General features: G+C 49.7%; 25 protein-coding genes and 1 pseudogene. 9 read left to right on the top strand and 17 right to left on the bottom strand.

The features are described from left to right. A partial coding sequence (locus tag Q0362_RS08610) for a recombinase family protein (RefSeq protein WP_298122571.1) occupies positions 1-318 on the bottom strand: 318 nt, incomplete at its 3' end. Between the two features lie 406 nt (positions 319-724). Here Q0362_RS08610 and Q0362_RS08605 point away from each other — a divergent pair. Further along, positions 725-1327: a biotin transporter BioY gene (locus tag Q0362_RS08605; RefSeq protein WP_280794609.1), complete on the top strand. Its 603-nt coding sequence runs from the start codon at positions 725-727 to the stop codon at positions 1325-1327. 172 nt (positions 1328-1499) lie between these two features. Here Q0362_RS08605 and Q0362_RS08600 read toward each other — a convergent pair whose 3' ends face one another. Together Q0362_RS08600 and Q0362_RS08595 are read right to left on the bottom strand one after the other, a co-directional pair. Further along, entirely contained in the window at positions 1500-1814 is a 315-nt protein-coding gene (locus tag Q0362_RS08600) for an EthD family reductase (RefSeq protein WP_280794610.1), read from the bottom strand. Between the two features lie 5 nt (positions 1815-1819). After that, the gene (locus Q0362_RS08595) at positions 1820-3406 is read right to left on the bottom strand and encodes an acyl-CoA carboxylase subunit beta (protein ID WP_280794611.1); all 1587 of its coding nucleotides are present in this window, start codon (positions 3404-3406) and stop codon (positions 1820-1822) included. A gap of 129 nt (positions 3407-3535) precedes the next feature. Between Q0362_RS08595 and Q0362_RS08590 the strand changes: the two genes are divergently transcribed. Beyond that, positions 3536-4006: a MaoC/PaaZ C-terminal domain-containing protein gene (locus Q0362_RS08590; RefSeq protein ID WP_280794612.1), complete on the top strand. Its 471-nt coding sequence runs from the start codon at positions 3536-3538 to the stop codon at positions 4004-4006. 65 nt (positions 4007-4071) lie between these two features. On the opposite strand, the gene Q0362_RS08585 is transcribed toward Q0362_RS08590, so the two are convergent. The 14 genes and pseudogenes from Q0362_RS08585 to Q0362_RS09715 all read right to left on the bottom strand — a co-directional run. Then, a complete protein-coding gene (locus Q0362_RS08585; protein ID WP_280794613.1) occupies positions 4072-4815 on the bottom strand; it encodes an SDR family oxidoreductase in 744 nt (247 codons plus the stop codon). Positions 4816-4890: 75 nt separating this feature from the next. Further along, the gene (locus Q0362_RS08580; RefSeq protein WP_280794614.1) at positions 4891-6321 is read right to left on the bottom strand and encodes an aldehyde dehydrogenase family protein; all 1431 of its coding nucleotides are present in this window, start codon (positions 6319-6321) and stop codon (positions 4891-4893) included. Positions 6322-6336: 15 nt separating this feature from the next. Then, positions 6337-7392, bottom strand: coding sequence for a zinc-dependent alcohol dehydrogenase family protein (locus Q0362_RS08575; RefSeq protein ID WP_280794615.1), 1056 nt, complete (start codon positions 7390-7392; stop codon positions 6337-6339). Positions 7393-7411: 19 nt separating this feature from the next. Further along, positions 7412-8446 carry an ABC transporter permease gene (locus Q0362_RS08570; RefSeq protein ID WP_280794616.1) on the bottom strand — a complete coding sequence of 345 codons (1035 nt, stop codon included), beginning with the start codon at positions 8444-8446 and terminating at the stop codon, positions 7412-7414. Then, positions 8446-10929 (bottom strand): ATP-binding cassette domain-containing protein, encoded by a 2484-nt coding sequence (locus Q0362_RS08565; RefSeq protein WP_298122566.1) that lies wholly within the window; start codon positions 10927-10929, stop codon positions 8446-8448. Before Q0362_RS08565 ends, Q0362_RS08570 begins: the two co-directional genes overlap by 1 nt. Before the next feature lie 35 nt (positions 10930-10964). After that, complete coding sequence (locus Q0362_RS08560) at positions 10965-12065, bottom strand: substrate-binding domain-containing protein (protein ID WP_298122564.1); 1101 nt, start codon at positions 12063-12065, stop codon at positions 10965-10967. 224 nt (positions 12066-12289) lie between these two features. Beyond that, on the bottom strand, positions 12290-13054 hold the full coding sequence (locus Q0362_RS08555; RefSeq protein WP_298122562.1) for an SDR family NAD(P)-dependent oxidoreductase: 765 nt from the start codon (positions 13052-13054) through the stop codon (positions 12290-12292). Next, entirely contained in the window at positions 13041-13580 is a 540-nt protein-coding gene (locus Q0362_RS08550) for a MaoC family dehydratase (protein ID WP_348519953.1), read from the bottom strand. The genes Q0362_RS08555 and Q0362_RS08550 overlap by 14 nt, the downstream gene beginning before the upstream one ends. Further along, positions 13522-14403, bottom strand: coding sequence for a CoA ester lyase (locus tag Q0362_RS08545; protein WP_298122559.1), 882 nt, complete (start codon positions 14401-14403; stop codon positions 13522-13524). Before Q0362_RS08545 ends, Q0362_RS08550 begins: the two co-directional genes overlap by 59 nt. Positions 14404-14411: 8 nt before the next feature. Continuing rightward, positions 14412-16169, bottom strand: a complete 1758-nt coding sequence (locus Q0362_RS08540; protein ID WP_298122557.1) for an acetyl-CoA carboxylase biotin carboxylase subunit — start codon at positions 16167-16169, stop codon at positions 14412-14414. A 38-nt stretch (positions 16170-16207) separates the two neighbouring features. Next, positions 16208-17752 carry a class I adenylate-forming enzyme family protein gene (locus Q0362_RS08535; RefSeq protein WP_298122555.1) on the bottom strand — a complete coding sequence of 515 codons (1545 nt, stop codon included), beginning with the start codon at positions 17750-17752 and terminating at the stop codon, positions 16208-16210. Positions 17753-17856: 104 nt separating this feature from the next. After that, on the bottom strand, positions 17857-18486 hold the full coding sequence (locus Q0362_RS08530; RefSeq protein ID WP_298122552.1) for a TetR/AcrR family transcriptional regulator: 630 nt from the start codon (positions 18484-18486) through the stop codon (positions 17857-17859). Positions 18487-18587: 101 nt separating this feature from the next. Continuing rightward, complete coding sequence (locus tag Q0362_RS08525; RefSeq protein WP_298122549.1) at positions 18588-19136, bottom strand: IclR family transcriptional regulator; 549 nt, start codon at positions 19134-19136, stop codon at positions 18588-18590. Positions 19137-19205: 69 nt separating this feature from the next. Beyond that, a pseudogene (locus tag Q0362_RS09715) lies at positions 19206-19355 on the bottom strand (helix-turn-helix domain-containing protein); the annotation flags it as partial. Positions 19356-19525: 170 nt separating this feature from the next. On the opposite strand from Q0362_RS09715, the gene Q0362_RS08520 reads away from it, so the two are divergent. Genes Q0362_RS08520 through Q0362_RS08490 form a run of 7 tightly spaced genes read left to right on the top strand, consistent with a single transcriptional unit; the run spans position 19526 to position 24836 of the window. Further along, a complete protein-coding gene (locus Q0362_RS08520; protein WP_298122547.1) occupies positions 19526-20590 on the top strand; it encodes an NADH:flavin oxidoreductase/NADH oxidase in 1065 nt (354 codons plus the stop codon). 19 nt (positions 20591-20609) lie between these two features. Continuing rightward, complete coding sequence (locus tag Q0362_RS08515) at positions 20610-21461, top strand: fumarylacetoacetate hydrolase family protein (RefSeq protein WP_298122545.1); 852 nt, start codon at positions 20610-20612, stop codon at positions 21459-21461. 20 nt (positions 21462-21481) lie between these two features. Continuing rightward, positions 21482-21919 (top strand): cupin domain-containing protein, encoded by a 438-nt coding sequence (locus Q0362_RS08510; protein ID WP_298122543.1) that lies wholly within the window; start codon positions 21482-21484, stop codon positions 21917-21919. A 27-nt stretch (positions 21920-21946) separates the two neighbouring features. Then, complete coding sequence (locus Q0362_RS08505) at positions 21947-22381, top strand: cupin domain-containing protein (protein ID WP_298122540.1); 435 nt, start codon at positions 21947-21949, stop codon at positions 22379-22381. 58 nt (positions 22382-22439) lie between these two features. Further along, the gene (locus Q0362_RS08500; RefSeq protein WP_298122538.1) at positions 22440-23405 is read left to right on the top strand and encodes an MBL fold metallo-hydrolase; all 966 of its coding nucleotides are present in this window, start codon (positions 22440-22442) and stop codon (positions 23403-23405) included. Between the two features lie 28 nt (positions 23406-23433). Further along, entirely contained in the window at positions 23434-23958 is a 525-nt protein-coding gene (locus tag Q0362_RS08495) for a nuclear transport factor 2 family protein (RefSeq protein ID WP_298122536.1), read from the top strand. Further along, the gene (locus Q0362_RS08490; protein WP_298122533.1) at positions 23949-24836 is read left to right on the top strand and encodes an MBL fold metallo-hydrolase; all 888 of its coding nucleotides are present in this window, start codon (positions 23949-23951) and stop codon (positions 24834-24836) included. Before Q0362_RS08495 ends, Q0362_RS08490 begins: the two co-directional genes overlap by 10 nt. The last annotated feature ends 212 nt before the right edge of the window (positions 24837-25048 follow it).

Here is a 25048-nt window from a genome sequence, read left to right as displayed (position 1 = left end):
GAGCTTTCCTTCAGGCGTCTTTGTGTCGATGTTCTGTTCCAGGACCTCAAGCTGAACCCCATGGGCCTCAAGCTCACTCACGATGGTGAGTAAGTCCTTTGCCGATCTGCCCAAACGATCAAGCCGAGTAATCACAAGAACATCACCACTCCTGAGTTGGTCCCGAAGCCGATCAAGCTCAGGCCTAGATGCCTTAGTCCCAGTGAAGGTGTCAACAAAGAGCTTGTCCACCCCAGCCCGCCGGAGTGCATCCTCTTGTGAAGTGGGATTCTGGTCTGTCGTTGATACTCGGCCATAGCCAATTCGATGTGCGCTCATTAATTCACTGTATTAAAACGGTGCCAAATTAACAACCGTTTCCTACACGAGTTTTGAGAATGCAGATCCGCATAACTACGTGAGACGAAGACGCGCTCGCCGAGGTGTCCATAAACCTTCGTTTTTGTTCAAGGCGACTTGCACTGAAATACCAGCGGCACCCATTGAACCTCCACTACCCGCTACTGACATCCGCTTCAAATGTTTGCGTGGTTACGATTTACAGTGAATTTTTTCGGGGGGGTACCCTTAATCCATTTCTAAAGTGAGGTCTCCCCAGGGCACATTGACGGATACAACGCTGATGCTGAGGCAGTAGCCGAATAAATAAGTATCAATTAGTTCCAAAAAGACGTACCATATTACTAACAATCGTTTGTTCGTCATTTAACTACCAGGAGTCATCTTGTCCTCTATTGCCTTAGCTTCACCTCGTGAAGTACTTGTTGACCGTTGGGTCGCAAAGAGCGTGACTGCAGATCTAGCTGTGATTGCTGCTGGTGCAGCTTTGACTGCAGGTGCAGCACAGCTTGTTATCCCGATGTGGCCTGTGCCCATTACGGGACAGACCTTTGCAGTGCTGTTCGTTGGTGCAACCCTCGGTTCGCTCCGCGGTGCACTCTCCATGCTTCTTTATGTAGGCCTCGGTGTTGCAGGTCTTCCTGTCTTCGCTGAAGGCGGCGCTGGTCTAGCCAAGCTTGCTGGCCCCACCGGTGGCTACATGATCGGTTTCGTTCTGGCAGCAGCTCTCGTGGGCTGGCTCGCACAGAAGCAGTGGGACCGTAAGGTTCTGGGCACCATCGGTGCATTCCTTGCCGGTACCGCTGTGATCTACGCAGTAGGTCTGCCCTGGCTTTCTGTTGCACTCGGTCAGCTTGGTTACCCCAACGACCTGTCCGCAACTCTCCAGGCCGGTCTTTACCCCTTCATTCCAGGTGACCTGATCAAGGCTCTTGCTGCAGGCGGACTGCTTCCTCTCGTATGGAAGCTCACCACTCGCACCAAGTAATTCACATAAAGAAAACCCCCGGCATTAGTCGGGGGTTTTCTTGTTTCCAGAAGTGACATCTATCTCAAAATGGAGGAATCGATTTAGATGTTGCTAGCACTCCTGAAGCCTTGGTAAGTATTTCCGTGATGAAAGGTAATCACGCCTGGATCCTCACACAAGGAACTCGCGTTCAAGGCTTGAGCATGGGCCCTTCTTCAACGATGTACCAAGAGATATCCGAGAAAAGTACTTTTTCGTCTTCTCTCATAGCGTCCGCAGCAGAGCTTTCGAAAGCTGTTTTGATATCCCCTAAGGAATCAAACCAAAGCTCTGCTAAACCACTTGCAGGCCACTTATTTTTGTGGGCTATAGCAGGGCTTTGGCGGTAGGCAATTAGCCCAGGCAACGCCAAAATCAACGGCTTATGAACCTCTTGCCAGTGTTCAATAAATTCTTCCCGTGTGAGCTCTGGAAGAGCAGTCAGGTTTGAAATTATCTTGAACATTAGAATTAGACAGGAGTTACTGCTTGACGGCGTTCGACGGGGACTGCCTTACGCTTTTTGTAAAGATAAAGGCGCTTAGTTAGGTCATCACGCAATTCATCTGTAGGTACTACAGCTTCAACAGCGTTCGCATCAGCAATCTTGAAAACGTCGATTCCTTCTGCGTACTCTGCCTGCTTTTCTGCAACAAATGCCTTGCGCTCTGCTGGGTCTTCAATCGCGTGGATTTGGTTGTAGTAGACGCCGTTTACAGCAGCATCTGGGCCCATCAATGCAGGTCGAGCAGTCGGCAAGGCGATGATTGCATCTGGGTTCATTGGTGCACCAGACATGGCTAGGTAGCCACCACCGTAAGCCTTACGAACAAGGACCGTAATACGAGGTACGCGGCACTCAGACACTGCGAAAATCATCTTTGCACCATGACGAATGATTCCTTGGCGCTCTACTTCGGAACCAATCATGTATCCAGCGATGTCAACAAGGAAGATGATTGGAACGTTATATGCGTTACAAATCCAGATGAATCGTGCTGCCTTGTCCGAAGAGTTCGGGAAAATTGCACCACCCATGTGCATGGGTTGGTTAGCGACCAATCCCACAGGCTGGCCATTGATCCTCGCAAAAGCAGTGATCATTTCAGGAGCAAATAATTCTTTGTAAGGGAAGTAAGAGCCCTCATCAACCAAGGATTCGATGAACTCTTCCATGTCAAAAACTTCAGCTTCGCGAAGAGGAACAATATCGCTTAGCTTTCGTCCTTCACGTGGCTCGCTTGCTTCTGCCATTGGTGCGGGCAGCTCCCAGTTCGCAGGCAAGAAGGACAACCAGACGCGAATTGCGTCAAGCGCTTCGATGTCATTTTCAACGAGAACATCACCCAAGCCAGAAACGGTGCAGTGCATTTCTGCTCCACCCATTTCTTCCAAAGTAACTTTTTCGCCGGTAACCATTTCAGCAAGACGGGGAGATCCAAGGTATGCAGTTGCGTGGCCTCGAACCATGACTGTGAGATCACACAACGCCGGAACGTATGCCGAACCAGCAGGCGAGGGTCCGAACAATGCGCAAACCTGAGGTACACGACCAGAAATTTGTACCTGGTTATAGAAGATGTTGCCCCAGGCGTGACGACCAGCAAAGCTATCTAGCTGCTCATCAATACGAGCACCTGCTGAATCGAACAAGTAGATGATGGGGATACCGGCAGCTGTTGCGGTTTCCTGTGCAAAAGTGATCTTTTCGAATGTGCGCTTACCCCAAGTACCAGCCTTAACGCTGTAGTCATTTGCAATGACACAAACCTGGCGGCCATCTACTTTTCCATAAGCACAAACAACCGCGTCACCAGGAAGACCCTCAGTGAACCGAGCAAGGAGGCCGTCTTCTACGTACTCTTCGTCGTCGAAAAGGTGAGCGAGGCGCTCACGAACAAGCATCTTGCCTGACTCTTTGATTTTGGTTCGGTTCTTCTCTGAACCACCAAGTCGAGCCTCTACAAGGTACTCGGCGAGAACATCGTGGACTGTCTTGTCCGCTACTTCTGCATCTACGGCCGCGGATTCATCCACTTTGATGTCTTTTGCCGACATAACTTCCTCCAAGAAAACTATTGCTTTATACGAACGAGCGTACGCTAGTATTAGTTTAGTTGCAACGAAATTGTTTTTTGCACATAGAACTAACTCTCATCAATGTGGATACAGAGGAAAAGAGCCATCGTGGACACAACGCTTTCATCAGTAAAGACTCAGCCCAACTACTTCTGGGAAGATCTTGAACTCGGCGACCTAATTTTGAGCCCAGGACTAACTATCTCTGAAGCCCACCTCGTTACCTGGGCAGGACTGACTGGCGACATCGTCTCTCTCCACTTAGACGAGGTCTATGCCGCACAAACTCCCTTTGGTCAGCGGATTGGCCATGGCCCGCTTTCATTGTCGTGCGCACTGGGTTTGATGACTCAAACTGGCTATTTCACCAATGTGGCTGCCTGGTTGGGACTTGATGCGGTTCGAGCAACTGCACCGGTACTCATCGGAGACACAATTCGTGCGACCGCAGAACTTGTCGAAACTCGTGAGACTTCAAAGCCCACTAATGGAATTTGGAAGTTTGATTACCGTGTTCTCAATCAACGTGAAGAGACCGTGATGACCTTCTCCAGCAGCTTCCTCATGAAGCGCAAATAAAGACCTCTCTTGGACAAATCTGCCCCCGGTCTAATATTTAGCCGGGGGCAGATTTGTTTTTGTCACTACAGGTCTGCCAGATTAGGCAGCCCTGCTGTCTCTCCACCATCTGCAACAAATTCGCTACCAGTTGAGAATGAGCTTTCGTCGCTGGCTAGATAAACGATGAGGTTGCTGATCTCGCTTGGCTCTCCCGCACGCCCCTGAGCAACGTGCTTGAAGTCCATGTAGAGACCATCAATCATCGGGGTCTTGACGTTTCCAGGATGGATGGAATTTACTCGAACCCCTTGGTGCGCAAGCTCAAGTGCTGCTGTCTTCGTAAGGCCACGAATGCCCCATTTAGCAGTGTTGTAAGCAGCCGTGCCTGGGAACGCCTTAAGCCCTGCCGTAGACGAAATATTGATGATCGAAGAATTGCCTGACTTAACGAGCGCGGGAATTGCAGCACGCATTCCCCTCATCACTCCAGTGAGGTTGATCCCCATTACCAAATCCCAATCAGCATCAGGCATGTCTACGATGTCTGCTGATCGCAAGATTCCAGCGTTGTTTACTAATACGTTCAAACCGCCAAAAGCATCTAGTGCAGTTTGGACTGCGTTATCCCAGTCTTCATTTACTTGAACATCAAGTCGCGCAAAAGCTGCCCTCTCGCCGAGCTCTTCAACTAGGGCAAGAGCATTTTGTTCATCGACGTCGCCAATAACGACAGATCCGCCCTCTGCAACGATTGCTCTCGCGTGGCTCGCACCCATACCTTTGGCTGCACCAGAAATGAGCGCTATTTTTCCACTAAGCCTGTTCATTTAATTCTCCAATTAGCTTTCAAATGGCGATGGCCCCGCTTTTACACGGGGCCATCGCCATCGGCGATTTCAGGTCTAGACAGCAGTTCCCAGTACTGCCTTGACTAGCTGGAAGCCTCGGATACCCCACTCATCGTGTTCGTATCCGGTACCAGACTGCTTCCAACCTCCGAATGGAACGCTGACGTAATCGTCCGTGTAGTGGTTGATGTAGACGTGTCCCGAACGGATTTTGGAGGCAACCTTAATTGCGCGGTCCTTGTCTGCTGACTGAACTACCGCTGCAAGTCCATAAATGGAATCGTTAGCAATTTCGATTGCTTCTTCTTCGCTGTCAAAAGGAATGATGACGAGAACTGGGCCAAAGATTTCTTCCTGGGCAATTGTCGACTTGGGGTCAACATTGGTGAAAATGGTTGGCTTTGTGTAGAAGCCCTTGGCGAGACCTTCTGGTCGACCAACACCACCAGTGAGCAGCTCACCGCCTTCTTCAATTCCAGTCTGAATGTATCCCTGTACAGACTTGAACTGACGAGCGTTTACCAATGGACCCATTGTGGTTTCATCCTTGGTGGGGTCACCAACAACAAACGCCTCTGCGGTTCGCTTAGCGATTTCATTAACTTCGGCCAGCTTGGAGCGTGGCACAAGCATACGAGTTGCAACACTGCAGGATTGACCAGCGTTGCTGTAACAAATGGTTACACCAGTCGAAACAGCCTTCTCAAGATCGGCATCGTCAAGGATGATGTTCGGAGACTTTCCACCGAGTTCGAGGTGAACAACCTTGATTGTCTCAGCAGCGTCACGAGAAATTTCGCGTCCCGCGCGTGTCGAACCGGTGAAGGAAACCACATCTACATCTGGGTGCAAGGAAAGCTGTCGACCAATAACTACACCGTCTCCCGTAACCAGGTTGAACACACCTGCGGGGACTCCAGCCTCATCAAGAATTTCAGTGAAGAGGAATGAGTCAATTGGTGTGACCTGGCTTGGCTTGAGGATCATCGTGCAACCTGCAGCGAGAGCTGAAGCGGTCTTGGTGAAGACCTGGTTGATAGGCCAGTTCCATGGGGTGATCAGCGCAGCAACACCAGCGGGCTCACGCACGATGGTGGAGTTACCCTTCTTCTCCTCGAGAGTCATCGACTTAAGAGCATCAATGGTCGCCTGAATGTGACCGATTCCAAGCCAAGTCTGCGCACCTTCAGAAAGGGTTTTTGGAGCACCCAACTCTTCGGTGAGAGCATCTGAGAACTCCTGACGACGACGCTCGTAGATCTTTAGGATCCTCTCGAGGAGTTCAATACGCTCTGCCAAAGTAGTTTGACTGAATGTCTTGAATGCCTCTTTGGCTGCCGCAACTGCTCGTTCGACATCTTCAGAGCTTGCGCTGGTAACGACTGCGAATGCTTCTTCGTTCGCAGGGTTAACAACTTCAATTTTCTTTTCACCGTGAGCAGGAACCCATTCACCGTTGATGTAGAGGTTTTCATATTTCTTCATTGTGGTTTCCCTTTATTAGTTCCAGTCGGTGAGGACGCTGACACCTGGGTTAGCGAAGCTACCCATGTTCTGCATGATGTCTGCAGCTTCCTTGAGGTTTACGGTTTTAGTTACCATGGCCTGGGGGTCAATAACACCGTTTTCGACCATGCGCATCATGTCAGGGAAGCGAGCGATAGGCATGTTTGCAACACCCACGATCGAGAGCTCCTGAAGAACCAATGCGTCGATTGGGATGGGAATGTAGCCCTCTTCCGCAGCAGAGGTGAGGCCCGCCTGCAATAAACGTCCACGCTTACGGAGACTGCCAATTGCTGCCTGGCAAGTGATCTTGATACCGAGGGCATCAACGGCAACATGGGCGCCGCCGCCAGTGAGTTCGTGAACCTTAGCGACTACGTCCTCTTCCTTTGAGTTGATGACGTGCATTGCACCTTGCTCCTTAGCAAGCGCAAGTGCCGCAGGGTTGATGTCAGCAGCAATTACAGATGCGCCAAGTGCGCGAGCAATGTGAATTGCGGAAAGGCCCAATCCACCGCAACCGTTGACGAAAACCCATTCTCCAGGGCGAACTGCTACCTGGTCGACAATGCCGTGCCAAGCAGTCATAAAGCGGCAGCTCAAGCCTGCAGCAGCTTCAAATGAAACTGATTCAGGAAGTGCTACGAGGTTACGGTCTGCTTCTGGAACGAGTACAAGTTCTCCGTATCCGCCCCAGTAGTTGGTTCCTGCAAAGGAGACGTTCTGGCAGACATTGGTGTAACCGTTGAGACAGTATTCACAAACGCCACAACCGTGTGCGTGTGGGACGATTACCCGGTCGCCAACCTTGTAACGGGTGACGTTTGAACCAACAGCTTCAACAACACCTGAGAATTCGTGTCCCATGACGTGAGGAAGCGGGAGTTCGAGACCGAGCCATGCCCAGTCACCCTGCCACAGGTGCCAGTCGCTTCGGCAAATGCCGTTTGCCTTGACGCGAATAATTGCGCCATCAGGGGTAATTGTGGGCTCCTCTACATCGAGGATCTCCAGGTCCTTACCCAGTTCTGTGAGAACTAAAGCTTTCATTGTTGTCTCCTTTTTCTAGTTAGGGCATGTGGTGGACGCCGACTGATTCGGTATCCGTGGTCACGATTTGAGAGGGGTGAAGTGGTTTTTTCTTCTCTTTGAACTTGAAGTTACCCGAGACACCTTGAAGAGTTGCCGCGACAGCAATCGTCAAAGCCTGTACGAGCATCTGGACAGATGTTGGTGCTCCCATCGTGAGAACCATCTGAACAAGTTGAGACATAAAGAGCGCTGCGATTGCTGAACCTATGATGGTTCCCTTGCCTCCAGCCAATGGTGTACCACCAACAATGACGGTGGCAATAACCGCGAGCATGTAGCCATTACCAACCTGGACGCCGACGTTTTGGAGGTAGCTAGCAAGCAGCATCCCGGCAAAAGAGTAGGTCAAGGCAGCAGTGACATAAGCCAGAATTACGCTGGAGTTCGTACGTACTCCATTTACCCGCGCTGCAGCAGGGTTTGCGCCTGCCGCAATGAACTGACGTCCAGATACCGTCTTCGAGGTGAGCAGTGCCATGACAAGTACAGTCACGATTGCAATCCATACGAGTGTGGAAATTCCAAAGATGTCTGATTGCGCGAACTGGCTAAATACTTCTGGTGCTTGGGCAGGGGCCCCACCTGTAATCAACTGAACAAATCCAAAGAGGATTGTGTTCATTGCAAGAGTTGCTACAAGCGGACTAATTCCTACAAGCGCAACCAATAAGCCATTGGCAAGACCCACCACTGCAGAAATTCCGAAACAAAGCAACACAGCCGTAAACGGATCGATGCCCCAGCGTGAGTACATCACACCAAAACCCATTGCAGAGATGCTAATTACACCTGCAGCGGAGAGGTCAATACCTCTCTGCTGAATAACCAAGGTCTGACCGATTGATGCAATTGCCAGGACCGCGGCGAACGGCATCATGCCGACTACAGATATGGGATCCAATGAACTCGGCACGAATACTGCACAAATTGCGAACAAAATCACTGTCGTAATCGCGATGGAAGTAAAGGCAGGCCTAGTGAAGCCCTTGCGGAGAGTGTTCTGTTGAGACATTAGTGACCCGCCTTCTTGAGTGAACGGAACAATGAGTAAGCAGCTACGGCAAACAAGGTCAAACCGCCCATAAGGAACGACTGCCACTCAGTAGAGAGCCCGAGGAATGTTGTTACGCTGTTGGCCACTTGGAGAAGTGCGCCACCCATGATCGCGCCAAAGAATGTACCGCGTGCACCGGCAAGGCTGACGCCACCGATGACTGCCGCGCTAATACTTGCGAGGGTGTAACTAGTACCACCTGAGGCATTACCGGATCCAATTTGAGCCATCAAAGTTACTGCAGCAACACCAGCCAGAAGGCTCGCGCCGACGTAGGCAAAATAGCGAACTTTCTTTGGATTAATTGCGTTGAGAGCTGCAACATTTTCATCCGACCCAGTTGCTCGTAGAACAATTCCTTGGCGGGTCTTAAGAAGTGCCCAGGTTAATAGGAGGGCAAGAATTACGACAACTATGAACAGGATTGGAACTGGACCAATCTTGGTCGTAATCGACTTTGTAATTGAACGTGCAATTACACCGCCCGGTGTTGGGCGAAGAATCAGTGAGATTGCCTGAACTCCTGTGAAAGTTACTAGGGTGGCAATCATTGGGTTGATCTTTGCTAAGTCAACTAGAGCCCAGTTGATTGAACCGACGACTATTGGGACGATTACGAAAAGACTCCAACCGAATCCCTGCATCGCAATCGATGAGCCGTCTATCAGGAGGTAGGACTCCAGGACAACTATCAAACCCATTAGTGGGCCGACTGAAAGATCAATTCCTCCCACAAGAAGCACCATCGCCTGCGCCATAGCTACCAAACCAAGTGGCACAAGCAAGGTAAGCATGCTTTGGATGCTCATCGGAGACAAGAAGAAGCCGTTTGCCACTTGGGTAATGAGTGAAAGGGCAATAATCGCAAGCCCCACAATTGCCAGAGGTGCGGCGTCACCGCCCAGCCAGCGAACAAGCTTAGATCGCGTTACTACTTGAGTTTCACGGACTGCTGTCGAGCGTAAGGCTTCACCGATGATTTCTTCTTCAGTGACTTTCTTTCCCTCAAGTTGACTTACAACTTTTCCGCGGGAAAAGACAAGGACTCGGTCCGCAATTCCTGCAAGTTCCTTGGCATCTGTCGAAAGTACGATTACAGCCATGCCGGTTTCTTCAGCTCGCTGACGTATGAGCGTATAAATCTCGCTTCGCGCACCAACGTCTACTCCCTGAGTAGGTTCGTCAAGAAGAAGTACAGATGGACCCGATCCAAAAGCTCCTGCGAGTACTGCCTTTTGCTGGTTACCGCCCGACAGTGTCGCAATAGATGCGGCAATTGTTGGAGTCTTTACATTGAACTCATTAACCAATGAGCTAACTGAGGAGTTCTCTTTTTTGTTGGAGACGAGGCCCATCGATGTGAATTTTTTGAGCGAACGAAGCGCAATGTTGTCCTTGACACTTAGGCCTGAGACAACACCCTCTCGGTGACGGTCTGCTGCAACGTAAGCAATTCCTTGCTTTGTAGCTTGAGCAGCGGAGCGATACTTCACTTCTTGTCCGCTGATTTCTACAACTCCAGCGAACTTGTTAAGACCGGCCAGAGCACGAAGGAATTCGCGTTGACCGTTACCGTCAATTCCAGCCAGGCCAACTACTTCACCAGGACGAACCTCGAGCGAAACATCTTTGAACTTATCCCCGTGTAATCCACTAACGACAAAGTTGGGTATTGCATTCTTGTCGCCTGAATACTTTGCAGGGTACGTAGATGAAAGTTCACGTCCCACAATCAAGTTGACAATGTCGGACTCTGAAAGTTTCGACACTAGTTCGGTACCACGTGAAGCACCGTTGCGAAGAACACTCACTCGTTCAGCGATGTCTCGAACTTCAGCTACACGGTGCGAAATGTAAATAATCGCAACGCCCTCTTTTGCAAGACGGCGAATGTGCCCGAAGAGGATATTTACGTCCTCGGCAGAGAGATGCTCAGTTGGCTCATCAAGGATAAGTACCTTGGGTTGCGCTGCGAGTGCGCGAGCAATTTCAACGATAAATCTGTGTTCTGGTGGAAGATCCTCAACTCGCAATGAAGGCGAGAGATTGAGGTCTGTTCCCCAAACAGCGAGCTGCTTGGTTGCCCAGGAGTTGAGCTCGGTAGTCTTTGGGCGCTTTTCTTTGGGCATTCCGAGATACATGTTCTCGGCGATTGTGAGGTCTGGAAGAAGCGCTGGTTCTTGACGGACGATGGTGATTCCAAAGTCACGCGATGCCGAGGCATTACCTGACGGTAGAAGCTCTCCGAAGACTCGGACTTCTCCTGTCTCTGGAGTAACAGTTCCAGAAATTACACCCATCAGGGTGGACTTTCCAGCTCCGTTTTCTCCGACAACTCCGTGGATTTCGCCAGCCAGTACGTTCAAGCTCACATTTCTGAGAGCCCGAACACCTGGATAACTCTTTGACACGTCGTTTACGTGGAGAGCTTCTACCGCCATTGGTAATACCTCGTTATTTCTTAGTTGTTACTGAATTAGCCGAGCATCTTCTTGAGTTCAGCCTCGGTCAGACTTGACGAGAGGTCAGCGTCTGGAGGAAGAACGGTGCTGCACTTAGGGTTCTTACCCGAAGTGGTGTCAATGAAGATAGGCAACTGTGGACGAGAAGGCTCTGGGTTGTCCTTGCCGACGTATGCAGCAAGTGCCTTGCGGAGAGCAATCTCAACAGTGGTGGTGGTTCCATCGAGAGTGAAGAACGCGAAGTTCGACTTCTCCCACTGGCAGCCGTTTACGTTTGCAGATGCCTGACCAGCTAGTGCAGGAAGGGCAACGCCAGCTTCGGTGTAAGCATCGATAACACCAGTGTCGGTGGTGGTGTAGTCAGAAACGACACCGTCGATACGTCCGTACTTAGCGAGAAGAGCGGTCATAACCTTCTTCTTCTCACCTGGATCCCAGTTGGTTACAACGAAGTTGTCTTCAACGAGGCTCAGGCCGGGGTATGCCTTGAGTGCTTCTTTGAAAGCGTTGAAGAAGGTAACGCTAGATGCTGCACCAGGTGTACCACCAAGGAATACGATCTTTCCCTTGCCGTTGAGAGCCTTGTTGAAGAAAGCAGCCTGCTGCTCACCAATGTACTTAACATCGTGGTTCACGAAGGTTACGTAGTCAGTTCCAGGGGTTCCACCTGGGTCAGAGATGAAGGAAACAACCTTCACGCCTGCGTCAGTTGCAGCCTGGATGGAAGGAAGCTGTGCAGCGCCAAATTCGGGCTGAACGATAAGTACCTGAACGCCCTGAGCAACGAGGCTGTCAACATCAGAAATTGCCTTTTGCTGATCGCCCTTTGCATCGGTGAAGATAACCTCAGTGATGTTTGAGCACTGTTCAGCAGCCTTTGTCAGCTCTGCCAGAACGGTCTTGGTCCAAGTGTTGTTGCTACCTTTTGCGTAGCCAACCTTGGTTGGGGTGTCTGGACAAAAGTCCTTGATGTTTCCGGTGTTGTAGACAGCGCTACCGGCTTCTTCGGTTGCAGTTCCGGTGCTTGTTGCATCAGTTGATGCACAACCACTCAGAAGCAACGCGCTGGAAGCAGCAACAGCAGCTGCGGCCAGCATTAGTCGATTCTTAGCCATGAACAATAACTCCTTTGTTTTTGTTGATCTTCGAAGTAGTCACCCGATTCGAATCACCGACGATTCTGATTCTATCTCCGAAACAAACGAACAACCGCTTGTATTTTTATCATAGGGATTAATTCCCAAATAAAATAACTAACGCTTGTTTGTTATCTAAATGTTATTCATTAGTAAACACGCATGTCAATACAAAAGTGCGACAAAATTGCAGAAAGTTGGCTTCAGCGCTCGAAAAGCTGGAAATAACTCGTGACGCCACCATCCATCACAAAATCACTTCCATTGAGGCTTGCAGCTGCATCTTGCATGAGGAAAACCACCGCTTGGCCAATTTCTTCAGGTTGAACTGCTGCTCCAGTAGGAATTCGTTTTTCAGCGTTCTCAATCAAGCGAGGATCGGCCATAGGAGTATTGACTAGCCCCGGGCAAATGTTGTGAACTGTCACCCCCGTACCCCAGAAATCATTGATTAACGAGCGAGTAAGGTTCGAAAGTCCTGCTTTTGAAGCGGCATAACTTGGGAACGGGTAGCCGTTCCTAGCTGCGATGGAAGAGATGTTGATTATTCGGCCCCATCCTCGTGAAACCATTCCAGGACTCAATAGACGAATGAGGTTAAAGGGGCCCACGAGATTGACAAGCATGACGTTCTGAAAAGATTCGTCATCGTGATCAGCCATAGATTTTCGATCGAGTATCCCGGCAGCATTGACAATCACATCAACGTTCAGTGACTGGTCTTTCAACTGCTGCAGGGCAGATCGTATCGAGTCAACTTTGCTGACATCAAGCTCGAGTGGGAAAGCATTTCCCTCGAGTGATTTAAGCCTTACTGCTTCGGCTTGGACTTTCTCAAAAATCAAATCAGCACAAATTACTGTGTGCCCTTGCTCAATCAGTTTTTGATTGATACCGGCAGCCATACCGCCGGCTGCACCCGTGACTAGAACAGTCCTAGGGGCAGCTTGTTGATTACTTTGAGACATAGTCCTTACACATCATGAGAGCACTGCGGCGTACAACACAAACTAGCTCATCACGCTGGTTGTAAGTGCGGTGTTCGATTCCAACAATGCCTGTGTTGGGGCGTGAGGAAGAAAGTCGCTTATCTAGTGCAATAGTCGAGACACGAAGCGTGTCGCCTATGAATACAGGCTTGGGGAATTCAATGTCTCTAAAACCAAGGTTACCCAGCGTGGTTCCCAGCGTGGTTTCCTGAACAGGGATACCGGTTGCAAGTCCAAGAGTAAAGATACTGTTCACAATGCGCTGACCGTACATGCTCTTGGAGGCAAATTCTTCATCAAGGTGAAGTGGCTGAACATTCATGGTCAAAGTAGTGAACATGAGGTTGTCGGTTTCCGTCACAGTGCGTGTGACTGCGTGGTGAATTTCTTCTCCAACTACGAAATCTTCAAAATACATTCCGGACATGATTGTTTTCTTTCTAGGTTTAGTTAGATTCCAGGGATTGCCCGGACTGGATGAGAAGATCACGCGCGTTATTTGCATGAGCTAAATCAATGTGGTCGCCCTCAAATGAGACGGCACCATTACCGACAGCTACACCAGCTTCAAATGCAGCGATGAGGCGGCGATAGTAATCTGCTTGCTTTTCGGAAAGACCATACTCTTCGTTCGCAATCTCAGCGTGCGAAGGATGGATGAGAACCTGTCCGCTGTACCCAAGGCCAGAATTTGCGTGTGCAAAGCGACGCATTCCATCGAGATTGTGTACGTCCTGCCAGAGGCCTAGCAAGATGCATCGAATTCCTGCGCTGCGCGCAGCAACAACAACCTTGCTTCGGAGATACAAGGTTTCAAAACCCTCTTCAGTCCAACTGAAACCAACCTCACGTGAAATGTCAGCATCTTTGGCTGCAGCAGCCATAACTCCACCCACACGGGGGGCATCGAGAAGTTCGTCTACCTTATTTACTGATGCGGCTGTTTCTAGAGTGGGGACAAGTTCGATTGATCCTCGTTCAACGCCATTTAAGATTTCAGCTGCTGTAACCAAGGCATCGAATCGGATCATGTCATCGCGCGAGAAAAGCTTTGGGAGAAGTAAAGCAGTTAATCCTGAAACCGCGACCGATTCAATATCTTTCCCAAAGTGCTGAGTATCAAGCGCATTTGGGCGAACTAACACTGTCTTATCAGTGTTGTTTGCCTGAATTGCTTCCCTAGCGTTGATCCGTGCGTCTGCCTTTGAAGCCTCAGGGACCGAATCCTCGAGGTCGATAATGATGGCATCTGCCTGCGACGCTAAAGCTTTGAGAATCCAATCAGCCTTGTGTCCAGGAACAAAGAGTACAGATCTAACAGCCTTCATTACAGCTCCTAAGCCTCAATCTCAGCAAGGACAGTCTTCGCGGCAATCGCGGAGCCGAGTTCGACATTGATTTCCTTGACGGTTCCATCAAACGGAGCCTTAATCGGGTTCTCCATCTTCATCGCCTCAAGAACAAAGAGAACGGTTCCTTCAGTAACGGCGTCTCCAACAGCAACGTTCATTTTCACGATCGTTCCCTGCATCGGTGCTTTCACCTTGCCATCGCTTTGAGCTCCAGCTGCTTTCCCTCCGGAACGGCGAGACTTTCCTCGTCCTGAACCAGCAGAGTCTGATGCGGCAGTTTGTGCTCCTGCCGAAGCAACTCCAACGAAGTTCTCATCGATGAAAGGAATTACGAAGAATCGGCCACCTACCTCTACTTCTTGACGGGTGAGTGCACCTTCGTATTCTTCACCCGACTCAGGAAGCGTCACACTTCTTTCAAGCCACAGCGTCGAGAAGGCTCCGGACTGGAAATCAGAGTGGTCGAGTACCGCCATAGCCGCGGGGATTGTGGTTGAAATTCCCTCAATCTTGAGTGCGGCGAGTGCGTCATAAAGGCCCTTGATTGCCTCTGCACGGTTTGCCCCATGAACGATTAACTTGCCCACAAGACTGTCGTAGTTTGGAGAAACTTCGTCACCACTGAGGTAACCAGAATCCCAACGAATGGAGCTCCCCTCGGGGACGCTGATGCTCTCAATCAGGCCCGGCGAGGGGAAGAAGTTTCCGCCTGCGACGTCTTCTGCATTAATACGCGCTTCAACGGCAGCACCATTGACGGATGTGAGCGAAGTCGGAAGATTGAGAGGAAGACCTGCTGCGACTCGGATTTGCTCTGAAACCAGATCAACTCCGGTAACCATTTCTGTGACGGGGTGCTCTACTTGAATTCGTGTGTTCATTTCGAGGAAGTAGAACTTGTTGTCCTCGACGAGGAACTCAACAGTTCCAGCACCCTCGTATGCAACTTCACGTGCAAGACGAACGGCAGCCTCGCCCATTTGCTCTCTAAGCTCTTCGCTCAGGAAGGGTGCGGGTGCCTCTTCCAAAAGTTTCTGGTGGCGACGTTGCACCGAGCAGTCACGATCACCATAGAACACAGCGTTTCCGTGCGAGTCTGCGAATACCTGGACTTCAACGTGGCGAGCGTTAGTGAGGTATCGCTCGACGAATACATCTCCGCTTCCAAAGGCCGCAGTTGCCTCGCGTACAGCAGAGGCAAAAGCCTCAGCTACTTCGTCAGCGCTCTTTGCCTGACGCATTCCGCGACCGCCACCACCATTTGAAGCCTTGATGAGAATGGGGTAGCCATTCTTTTCACCGAATTCTAGAAGCTCTGCCTCCCCAGAAACAGCGTGATTGGTTCCAGGTGCGAGGGGAACATTAGCTTCTACAGCAACAGCACGAGCTGCCACCTTTTCCCCCATAGTGCGAATTGCGTGTTCAGAAGGCCCAATAAATTTCATACCTGCGGCTGTGACAGCTGCAGCAAACTCTGCATTTTCGGAAAGGAAGCCATATCCCGGGTGAATAGCTTCAGCACCTGATTCTTTAGCGGCCTGAATTATTTTCTCGATATTAAGGTAGTTATCCTTCGCGGGACCATCCCCTAGCGCGACAGTCTCATCTGCGCTTCGAACATGAAGTGCTTGAGCATCTGCGTCAGAGTAAACAGCGACACTAGTGATGCCGAGTTCTTTCGCGCTTCGCATGATGCGAACAGCAATTTCACCACGGTTGGCGATAAGGATCTTCTTAAACATTCTGAGCCTGTCTACTTTTCTTGTGTTCGATGATCTGGCTACCCGAGCCAGCCAAGCTTTGACTTGAGTGTGAGTTTTTCGAGTTTTCCTGCAGCACTTCTTGGCAGAAAGTCAGCTGTGACAAATTCGAGCTTCTTGGGAACTTTGTATCCAGCAAGTGACTTGCGAACATGTGCACGCAATTCGTCACTTGTTGCAGTCATGTTGTCGCGAAGGACAATAACGCCTCGGACTTCTTCATCCCATTCCAGGTTCGGAACTCCGAGTACAACTGCTTCCAACACAGCAGGGTGTGTGTAAAGCACCTGCTCTACCTCGACGGAATACACGTTCTCGCCGCCAGATTTAATCATTTCTTTAAGGCGGTCTTTGAAGAAGAAGAACCCTCGGTCGTCACGCGTTGCAAGGTCACCAGTTCGTAACCAACCGTCGATAAATGCTTCTGCAGTTGCCTCAGGTCGGTTGAGGTACCCCGTCATGAGAGAAGGTCCCTTGACGTAAATTTCTCCCAGTTCTCCAGGAGCTGCTATTTCAGTAGTACCGGGAATCATTACTTCAGCTTCAACAGTGAAGTACTCCTGTCCGATGGATCCATCAACTGCGGGGTCAAGCATGTCCCGGGTGTGAAGTCTGGTTACCTGCGGACCAGCTTCTGTAAGTCCGTATCGGAAGAAGAGATCAGCGTTGGGAAGAATTTCGCGGAAGCGTTCCTTATCGGGCATTCTCAACAAACCTGCACCGGTGTGGAGTGCTCGGAAGTGAGTTTGAAAGGCAGGCTGATCGAAAACGCCCGCCTGCATCACGCGACGCATCATGTTGGGAATCATGAAAGTGTTGGTGACTTGTTCGCTCTCTACGAGTCGAATCATCGTCTCTTCATCAAACTGCTGAGCAATGATGCTTGTGGACCCCGCGACGAAATGGGTAGTAAGCCAACACAGAAGTGCAGCCGAATGGAACATTGGAGTGAGAATCAATCCACGGTCTTCTGGGTTATTACCTAAATCGCACGAAATGATTTCGTTCAAAGCATTTGAAGTAGCTGAACGGTGCGAAAGTACGACTGCTTTTGGAATTCCAGTGCTGCCACCGGTATAGATCAAACAAAGCGGATCTTCGGAAGTGATTTCAGCAGTGAATACTCCAGTACCAATTCGAAGTTTCTCGACTTCGCCCTCAAAAACTACGCGAGGGATGGTGCCGGAATATTCAGCATCGTTATTCAGAATCTCAATTGCCTGCGTAACTAAATCTGTGAAGCGGTCTTCGGCGATGATGAGCGAAGGATTTGATTCTTTAATACCCCCAGCAAGCTCTTCAGCTGCCCAACGCCAGTTGTATGCGCCGTAGATAGATCCAGAGTTCGCAATACCGATATAGAGCTCGGCGTTGAAGGTTGAGTTACCGGCCAATACGCCAACAACCTCGCCTGGCTTGACGCCAGCTTCACGCAGTCCGCGGGAGAGTTGCCAAGCTCGCTCGGCTACCTCCCCAAAGCTGACTCGTCCGTCAAAACTTACAAACGCTTCCTTTGAAGGATTACGTCTGTAGTTGAGTCGAGTCCAGTCTCCAATGGTGTGCATCTTTGCTCTCCCGGTTGAACAAACAAGCGAACGCTTGTTCGTGATTTATACGATAACGGGTTGAAAGCAAATGAGCAAGCCTTTGGCTACTCAAGAGTGTGGCTTTATAAAGCGGGGAACTTTTTGTCGACCAGTGCATCCGCATCAGCGACGCCAAGTCCACGGAGCGCAATCTTCGAATAGATGTTGATAATTCGGTCCAAAGAAAGGTTTCCAGAACCCTTGTACCAACTTGCAACGTGGGTACCCATAGCAACAATGCTGAAGGTGTGCAGTCGTGCATCGAGAACTAACGCTCGTCCACTCCGATCTGCCTCTTCAATAAGGTTCTGGATCATCGTTTGATATTCGCGACGGCGTGCGATGATTTGTGCACGGTTCTCTGGGGAGAGTGAACGAAGTTCTGAGTTACCAATGAATACGACTTGCGCATGTTCCGCGTGAAAACGAATGTGGCAAGAAAGAAGAACAATCAACTTTTCGATGATGTCTGAGCACTCAGCTAGGGCGTTTTCCTGAATCTCCATAAGTTCATCCATGGTGCCACCCATGATTTGAAGCAGGAGGTCTTCTTTGTTTTCAATGTGGTTGTAGAGACTTCCAACTTTGATCCCCACGCCAGTAGCTACTTGGCGAAGGCTCGTGGCTTCGAAACCATGCAGAAAGAACAGCTGAGCAGCTTCATCGCGAATGGCGTTAGCTGTGAGCTGACCAGCAGCAGTAATACCTGTCATTCTGGTTCCGATCGTGGTGCGTGAAAGAGGTTTCTAAATGAACTATAAAACGTTAGTTATTTTATTAGCCTAAGGGTCTAGCGGTCTTTTTATTACTTGTCTCACCATTTATTTGTCACAGCTTGTTCTCCGCCAAAAGAGCTGATAATTGATTCGCTGATTCCTGCCAGCTCTCGCAAGCGGCTGGCTTTTCCTCGACTAATCGGGAGTGAGATAACCAAAGCTATTCTGTCTCTCCAGTTTGATCCGGCAAGGGGAAGCGCGAGGGAGTTAATCCCTGTCTCAGATTCTTGAATGGTAAATGCCACTCCCCCCGCTCGCACACGATGTAACTCTGCCTCGAGTTCATCCCTGTTAGTAATGGTCTTCGGGCCCCTTCTTGGCAAAGTCTGATTAGGGAGTATCGCTCTGAGCTGTGCCTGATCTAGTTGAGCCAGCAACAATTTCCCCGCCGCCATCGCATGTGCCGGGGCCGTCATTCCAATTCGTAAACCAATGTCTTTGGGATGACTAGACCTTCTTCCGTCGACTACAAGAACCTGGTTACCCAGCAATACAGCACTATGAACAGATTCACCTGTCTGCTCTCGAACAGCCTGGATCACTGGTCTGAGTTTGAATTTGGTTTTGGGCTGGATTCCTGGAGTCATCAACATTCCCATTAGATAAGGGCCAGGGACGTATCCCCTTGAGTTTGAAGAGATTGATACGAACCCTCTGTCCTCCAAAGTGCGCAGAGCTCGGTGGGCTGCTGAAGTACTAATGCCAAGAGAAGTTGCGGCGCTCCTCACTGTAAGGACGTCTGCAGCCCCCATCAGCTGGAGAATCCGAAGGCCAAGGTCAAGTGACTGAACAGTGTATTTCTCCACCTCAAACTCCTAACTAGCGCTTGTTCACCAAAAGTACCCGATTAAGTCCCCCTCTGCGAGACAAACTTTCAATATCGATGGCGTGAGTGGGTGTGTGAACATAAATCTTGACTTGACGACATGAATGCGTCTGAAGATTTCAACGAAGAATTCACACCGATAGGAACCCCATGGCACTTCTATTCGAACCGCTTACAATTCGCGATGTTAATTTCCGTAATCGCATCTGGGTACCCCCTATGTGCCAGTTCGCATGCGAAGACCAGACTGGGAATCCAAACTCTTGGCACCTTGTAAATGCCGGTAGCTACGCCGCTGGAGGAGCGGGAATGGTCATGGTTGAAGCAACAGCCATTAGCCCAATCGGCCGAATCACAGCGCAGTGTGCAGGAATCTGGAATGACCACCAGCGTGATCTCTGGAAGCCTGTAGCGGCTTTCATTGAATCTCAAGGATCTGTGCCCGCTATTCAGATTGCACATGCAGGACGTAAAGCTTCTGACGATATGCATGAAAAAGCTTTGCCTTTGGATCAAGGAGGCTGGGAGACCATCGGCCCTTCAGCGCTCGCAGTAGATGGACTTACTGTTCCCCGGGTCATGACGACTGAAGATATTGCTGTAGTCGTTCAAGAATTTGCTGATGCTGCTCGTCGTTCCGTTGAAGCTGGGTTCAAAGTAATTGAGATCCACGCCGCACACGGTTATCTGTTGCACGAGTTCCTTTCTCCGCTAAGCAACATCCGAGAAGATCAATATGGTGGCTCGCTTGAGAACAGAGCTCGATTCTTGCTTGAAGTAGTCAAGGTTGTCCGAGAGCAAATCGGTTCGGATATTCCACTGTTTGTTCGCTTCTCCGCCACTGACTGGGTTGATGACGGCTGGACTCCTGAAGAGACTGCAATTGTTGCAAAGTGGTGTCAGGAATTAGGCGCAGACCTCTTCGACATTTCTAGCGGTGGACTGTTGCGTTCAATTTTCATCTCCTCCACTCCTGGCTATCAGGTCCCGTTCTCTGAAACCGTCAAGAACGAAGGCAAAGTTCTCACTGCTGCAGTCGGAAAGATAACTACTGCAGTGCAGGCGGAGCAGATCTTGCAAGAAGAGAAGGCAGACGCCATCTTTATTGGCCGCCAACTCATCAACGACCCTCACTTCCCCCTTCGTGCTGCACACGAATTAGGGATTGAAGTTGACTACCGCCCCGTCCCACACCGCCCCGGTTATTGGAACTAGAAAAGCTCAAAGGATCATCATGAAATTTGTTTCGTTCAAGCAAGACAACAGAAAGAGCTGGGGAATCCTCGAAGGTGACAACATAGTTGACCTCGGGGCGATACGTCTCGTTGGCTGGGCCACACTCGGTGAGAGTCTGCGACGTAACCTTGTTCCTCTTGCGCTTGATCTTCGCGACACTGCACCAACCGTTAATCGCGCTTCAGTGGAACTTCTTCCCCCCGTTACAGATGCAGGCAAAATCATCTGTGTCGGATTGAACTACGCGGATCACATCGCCGAAATGAACCGGCCGACTCCCGAGTTCCCTGTGATATTTACTCGTTTCAATGACTCATTAGTTGGTGACGGCGAAGCATTAGTTGCCCCTACGAACAGCATGAAGTTCGACTTCGAAGGAGAGATGGCAGTCGTCATTGGTTCGACAGTTCGACATGCAACCCGCGAGGAAGCGCAAGCTGCCGTCTTTGGATATTCAGTATTCAACGACGGTTCAATCCGTGATTACCAGCGCCACACTCACCAGTTTGCCCCGGGAAAGAACTTCCCGAAATCTGGAAGTTTCGGTCCGGCAATTGTCACTCCAGATGAGATTGATGACCTGGGTAGCAAGCGCATCACGACAAAGGTCAATGATGTTGTCGTTCAGGACTCAACGCTAGACCAGCTGATTTTCTCTGTCGAAGACCTCATCATCTACTGCTCTGAATGGACCACCCTCAATCCTGGAGATGTCATCGTCACAGGTACCCCAGGTGGCGTCGGAGATGGCAGGGACCCACAACTTTGGCTCTTCCCCGGTGACGTCGTGGAGGTCGAAGTCGAAGGTATTGGTCGCCTCGTCAACCCCGTCATTGAAGAACGTTCTTAACCAATCAAAGGAGATTAGAAATGTCTGAAGCACCAAAAGTACTCAAGAAAATTAGCGTCCAACGCAAAGATCAGTTGCCAGAAGCACCCGGCCAAACTGCTCATGCCCGCCGCCTATCTGGAGTAAGCAAAGAGAACACTGCTGTCAAGGACCTCTGGTTTGGAAAGGTCTTTACTGGCCCTGGTGAAGTTTCAGACCCTCACCACCACGGAGAAGCAGAAACCGGTGGATACATCTTCAAGGGGAACGGTTTTATTCGTTTCGGCGAGCGCTACGAAGACATTGTCTACATGGAAGAGGGCGACTTCGTATACGTACCTCCATTCGTTCCTCACATTGAAGGAAACCTCTCTCACACAGAAGAACTGATCTGGATGACTACTCGCAATCCAGACAACATCGTCATCAACCTCGAAAACCAAGACGTTGCTGACATCGACATCAATTACGTCGACTAATAACAGAACCGATTGAAAGGAAGAAAAATGACCACTCCCGTAATTCAGAAAAAGATTGCTGTAAACCGCGCAGCAGACCTTCTTGAGAACACCACTCAGACCCTCAACGCTCGCCGCGTTTCGGGTGTTAGCAAAGAGAACTCAGATGTTGAAAGCCTTTGGCTTGGCAAGGTCTACACCGGCCCCGGTGAAGTTTCAGACCCTCACCACCACGGTGAAGTAGAAACCGCAGGTTACGTTTTTGAAGGTGACGCCTTCATCCGCTATGGAGAGCGTTTCGAAAACATTGTTTACCTCACGGCCGGAGACTACGTTTACGTCCCTCCAGGGATTCCTCACATCGAGGGCAACCGTTCTAAGTCCAAGGAACTTGTGTGGATGACCGCTCGTGCACTCGACAACGTTGTGGTGAATCTCAAGGATCAGGACATCGCTGAGATTGAAATCGATCTGATTCCATAAGGATCTAAATAGATGCCGGGGCTAAATGTCCCGGCATCTATTTTTCTAAAGCAAAGTAATGGCCATTTCATTTTTACCCCCAGTCACCCAAGTTGGTGAGTACGTGTGGATGATTCCCCACAATCTCCCCTCTGACCACCCTGAATTCATCGCAACTTATGTATTGCTCGATAAGGCTGGTGACATTCACCTCATTGATCCTGGGTGGGATTCTGAAAGTAATTGGTCTGAGTTGCAACGAGGGCTTTCTGGTCTGGGTTGGAAAGCAAAGGATGTGTGCTCGGTCACAGTTACACATCAACATAAAGACCACGTAGGCATGGCACATCATGTTCGTGAAGAGTCAGGATGTCCTATAGCTCTTCACGAAATAGAGCAAGAAGAGTTGCTACTAGATTTTCTCCCTCATTCCGTAGATCAAAGAATTAATCTGCTCGAGCATTGGCAGGTACCTCAAGAGCATCGTGACGTGCTTCGCTTAGAACTTGAAACACAGACACCAAATATTCCGCCACGAATTAGGGCCGACATATTGCTACGTGATGGTGATTTCTTACTCATTCCAGGGAGAAATTTACGTATTCACCACACTCCTGGACACACTCCGGGGCATATTTGTATTGAAGACGTCGACCAGAATCAGGTTTTCACTGGCGACCATATTTTGGGTGAATTCAATCCCGGTGTAGGGCTTGGAAAGGTGTGGAAACCAGAAGCTATGGTCAATTATTTGACTTCTGTAGCAACCATTGAAGGTTTGCGCGGAGCCACTGGCTTTCCCGGTCATGGTCCTGTCATTGCGGATCTCCGTTCAAGATGCACCGAGATAAGAAATCACCACATCAACCGAGTAGGTCAAGTTACTGAACTTCTCAACAGTGGGGTCGAGCCTTCCGCATGGTCAGTTGCGCAATCGCTTGCATGGACCAAGCCCTGGGATTCTATGAACCCAACAACGCGTCGCATGGTTATTGCACAGGCAGATATGTATCTTTACGCCTCAAGAAACTTCACCGGCATCTAAATCACCACTTCAGAACAAAGGAGTTCTTATGAATGACAACTTGCAGCCTTTCGATTCGGTCGTACTAGATATTGAAACTCACAGAGAAATTGGTTTCAATGAATCTTTAATTGCCTTGGAAGCCATCAAGAATCTCAAATCCAGGTATCTCGCTGCAGTGGACAATAAAGACTGGTCTGCGATGGAAGGAATCTTTACCGACGATGCCGTTATTGATTTCAGCGGTGAGGATCAGTACCACGTAGGTCACCATGGCATAACTGGTGAGCACCTCAACCCAGTAAAAACGGTTGTGAGAGGTGGAAAAGAAGCTGCCGTGCGCATTGAAAAAGCAGTGGGTGGGATCATCACAGTTCACCAGGGACACGACCCACAACTCACACTTACCTCGCCACTCACAGCAAAAGGTATGTGGACTTTGTATGACCAGCTCGACTACGGCAATGAGGTTATGCACGGCTATGGTCACTACCACGAGACGTATTTACTCAAAAATGGCCGTTGGCAGATATCTTCGATGCTGCTCACTCGAATCAAGGTTGATTGGGAATAGCTTTGCTTTCAAAAGGTGACTATTCAATTTGGGTTCTTGAATACGCTTGTGCGCCCCATCAAATTGCAGAGGCTGCATATTCTGGCTATGCCCATGCTGGTGAAACTATGTATTTCGCTTTCAGTTTCATCCTTGTCCAGGGTGAGGGTAGAAACATTCTGATTGATTGTGGAATTAATTTCGAGTCAACTGTCAAGCAGGATCTAGCTACAGGTTTCAATGTCAAAAATTGGAATTCACCGACTGAAGTCCTCGCAAAGGTTGGACTGTCTCCTGAGGACATCGATGTGATCATCCCAACACATGCACATTGGGATCACATGGGGAGTCTTGAACTATTTCCCAATGCAGACGTTTACCTCCAACGTGCAGAACTTGATGGTTGGGAATCACTCCTCAGCGGCTCCGATGAATATAAAGCTCTCCTCAGCGCTGTCGACTCCGCGGATATAACGTTTGCTAAAAATCTTGCCCTTGAAGGACGCCTTAATTTGCTTGAGGGTGAAATTGACAATCTATTTCCTGGAATCCACATCTGGGTGGACTACAACGGACACAGCCATGCTTCACAACTTGTTCTGATTGAAAGCGAAATCGATAAATACATCGTTATTGGTGATATCGCTTACACGATGGGGAATTTAACAGGTGTTCCTGAATATCCTCACTTCATTCCCAATACAAAGTGGGCAATCGGTGGCGCATATTCAACAATGCAGACTTACGAAAGAATATTGAACTACGCGGAGTCAGACCTCACACGAATTCTTATCGAACATGATGCAGGAACATGGGACCGTCACCCTACAAAACTGTTGCCTAACAACTTGCACCTGACAGAGGTCCGGCTCAGCTCAAATGCCCATTCATACTTATGACATTTTTGCCCACATTTTGCCCACATTTTGCCCACAAAACCCAAATAACAAATCAAATTGATGTGACTCAATTCCACTAAAAACCCAAGTAATTCAAGGGTTTGTGAGTGAAACACAATCACCACTATCAACCTACGCACGACTGAAAATCGTGAGGTCACGGGATCGACGCCCGTCGGAGCCACCACTGAAAGCCCCTGAATATCAGGGGC

The sequence above is a fragment of the uncultured Aurantimicrobium sp. genome (assembly GCF_936931525.1).
In the GTDB taxonomy this organism is placed as follows: Bacteria; Actinomycetota; Actinomycetes; order Actinomycetales; family Microbacteriaceae; genus Aurantimicrobium.
This window is presented reverse-complemented; position numbering and strand designations above follow the sequence as displayed.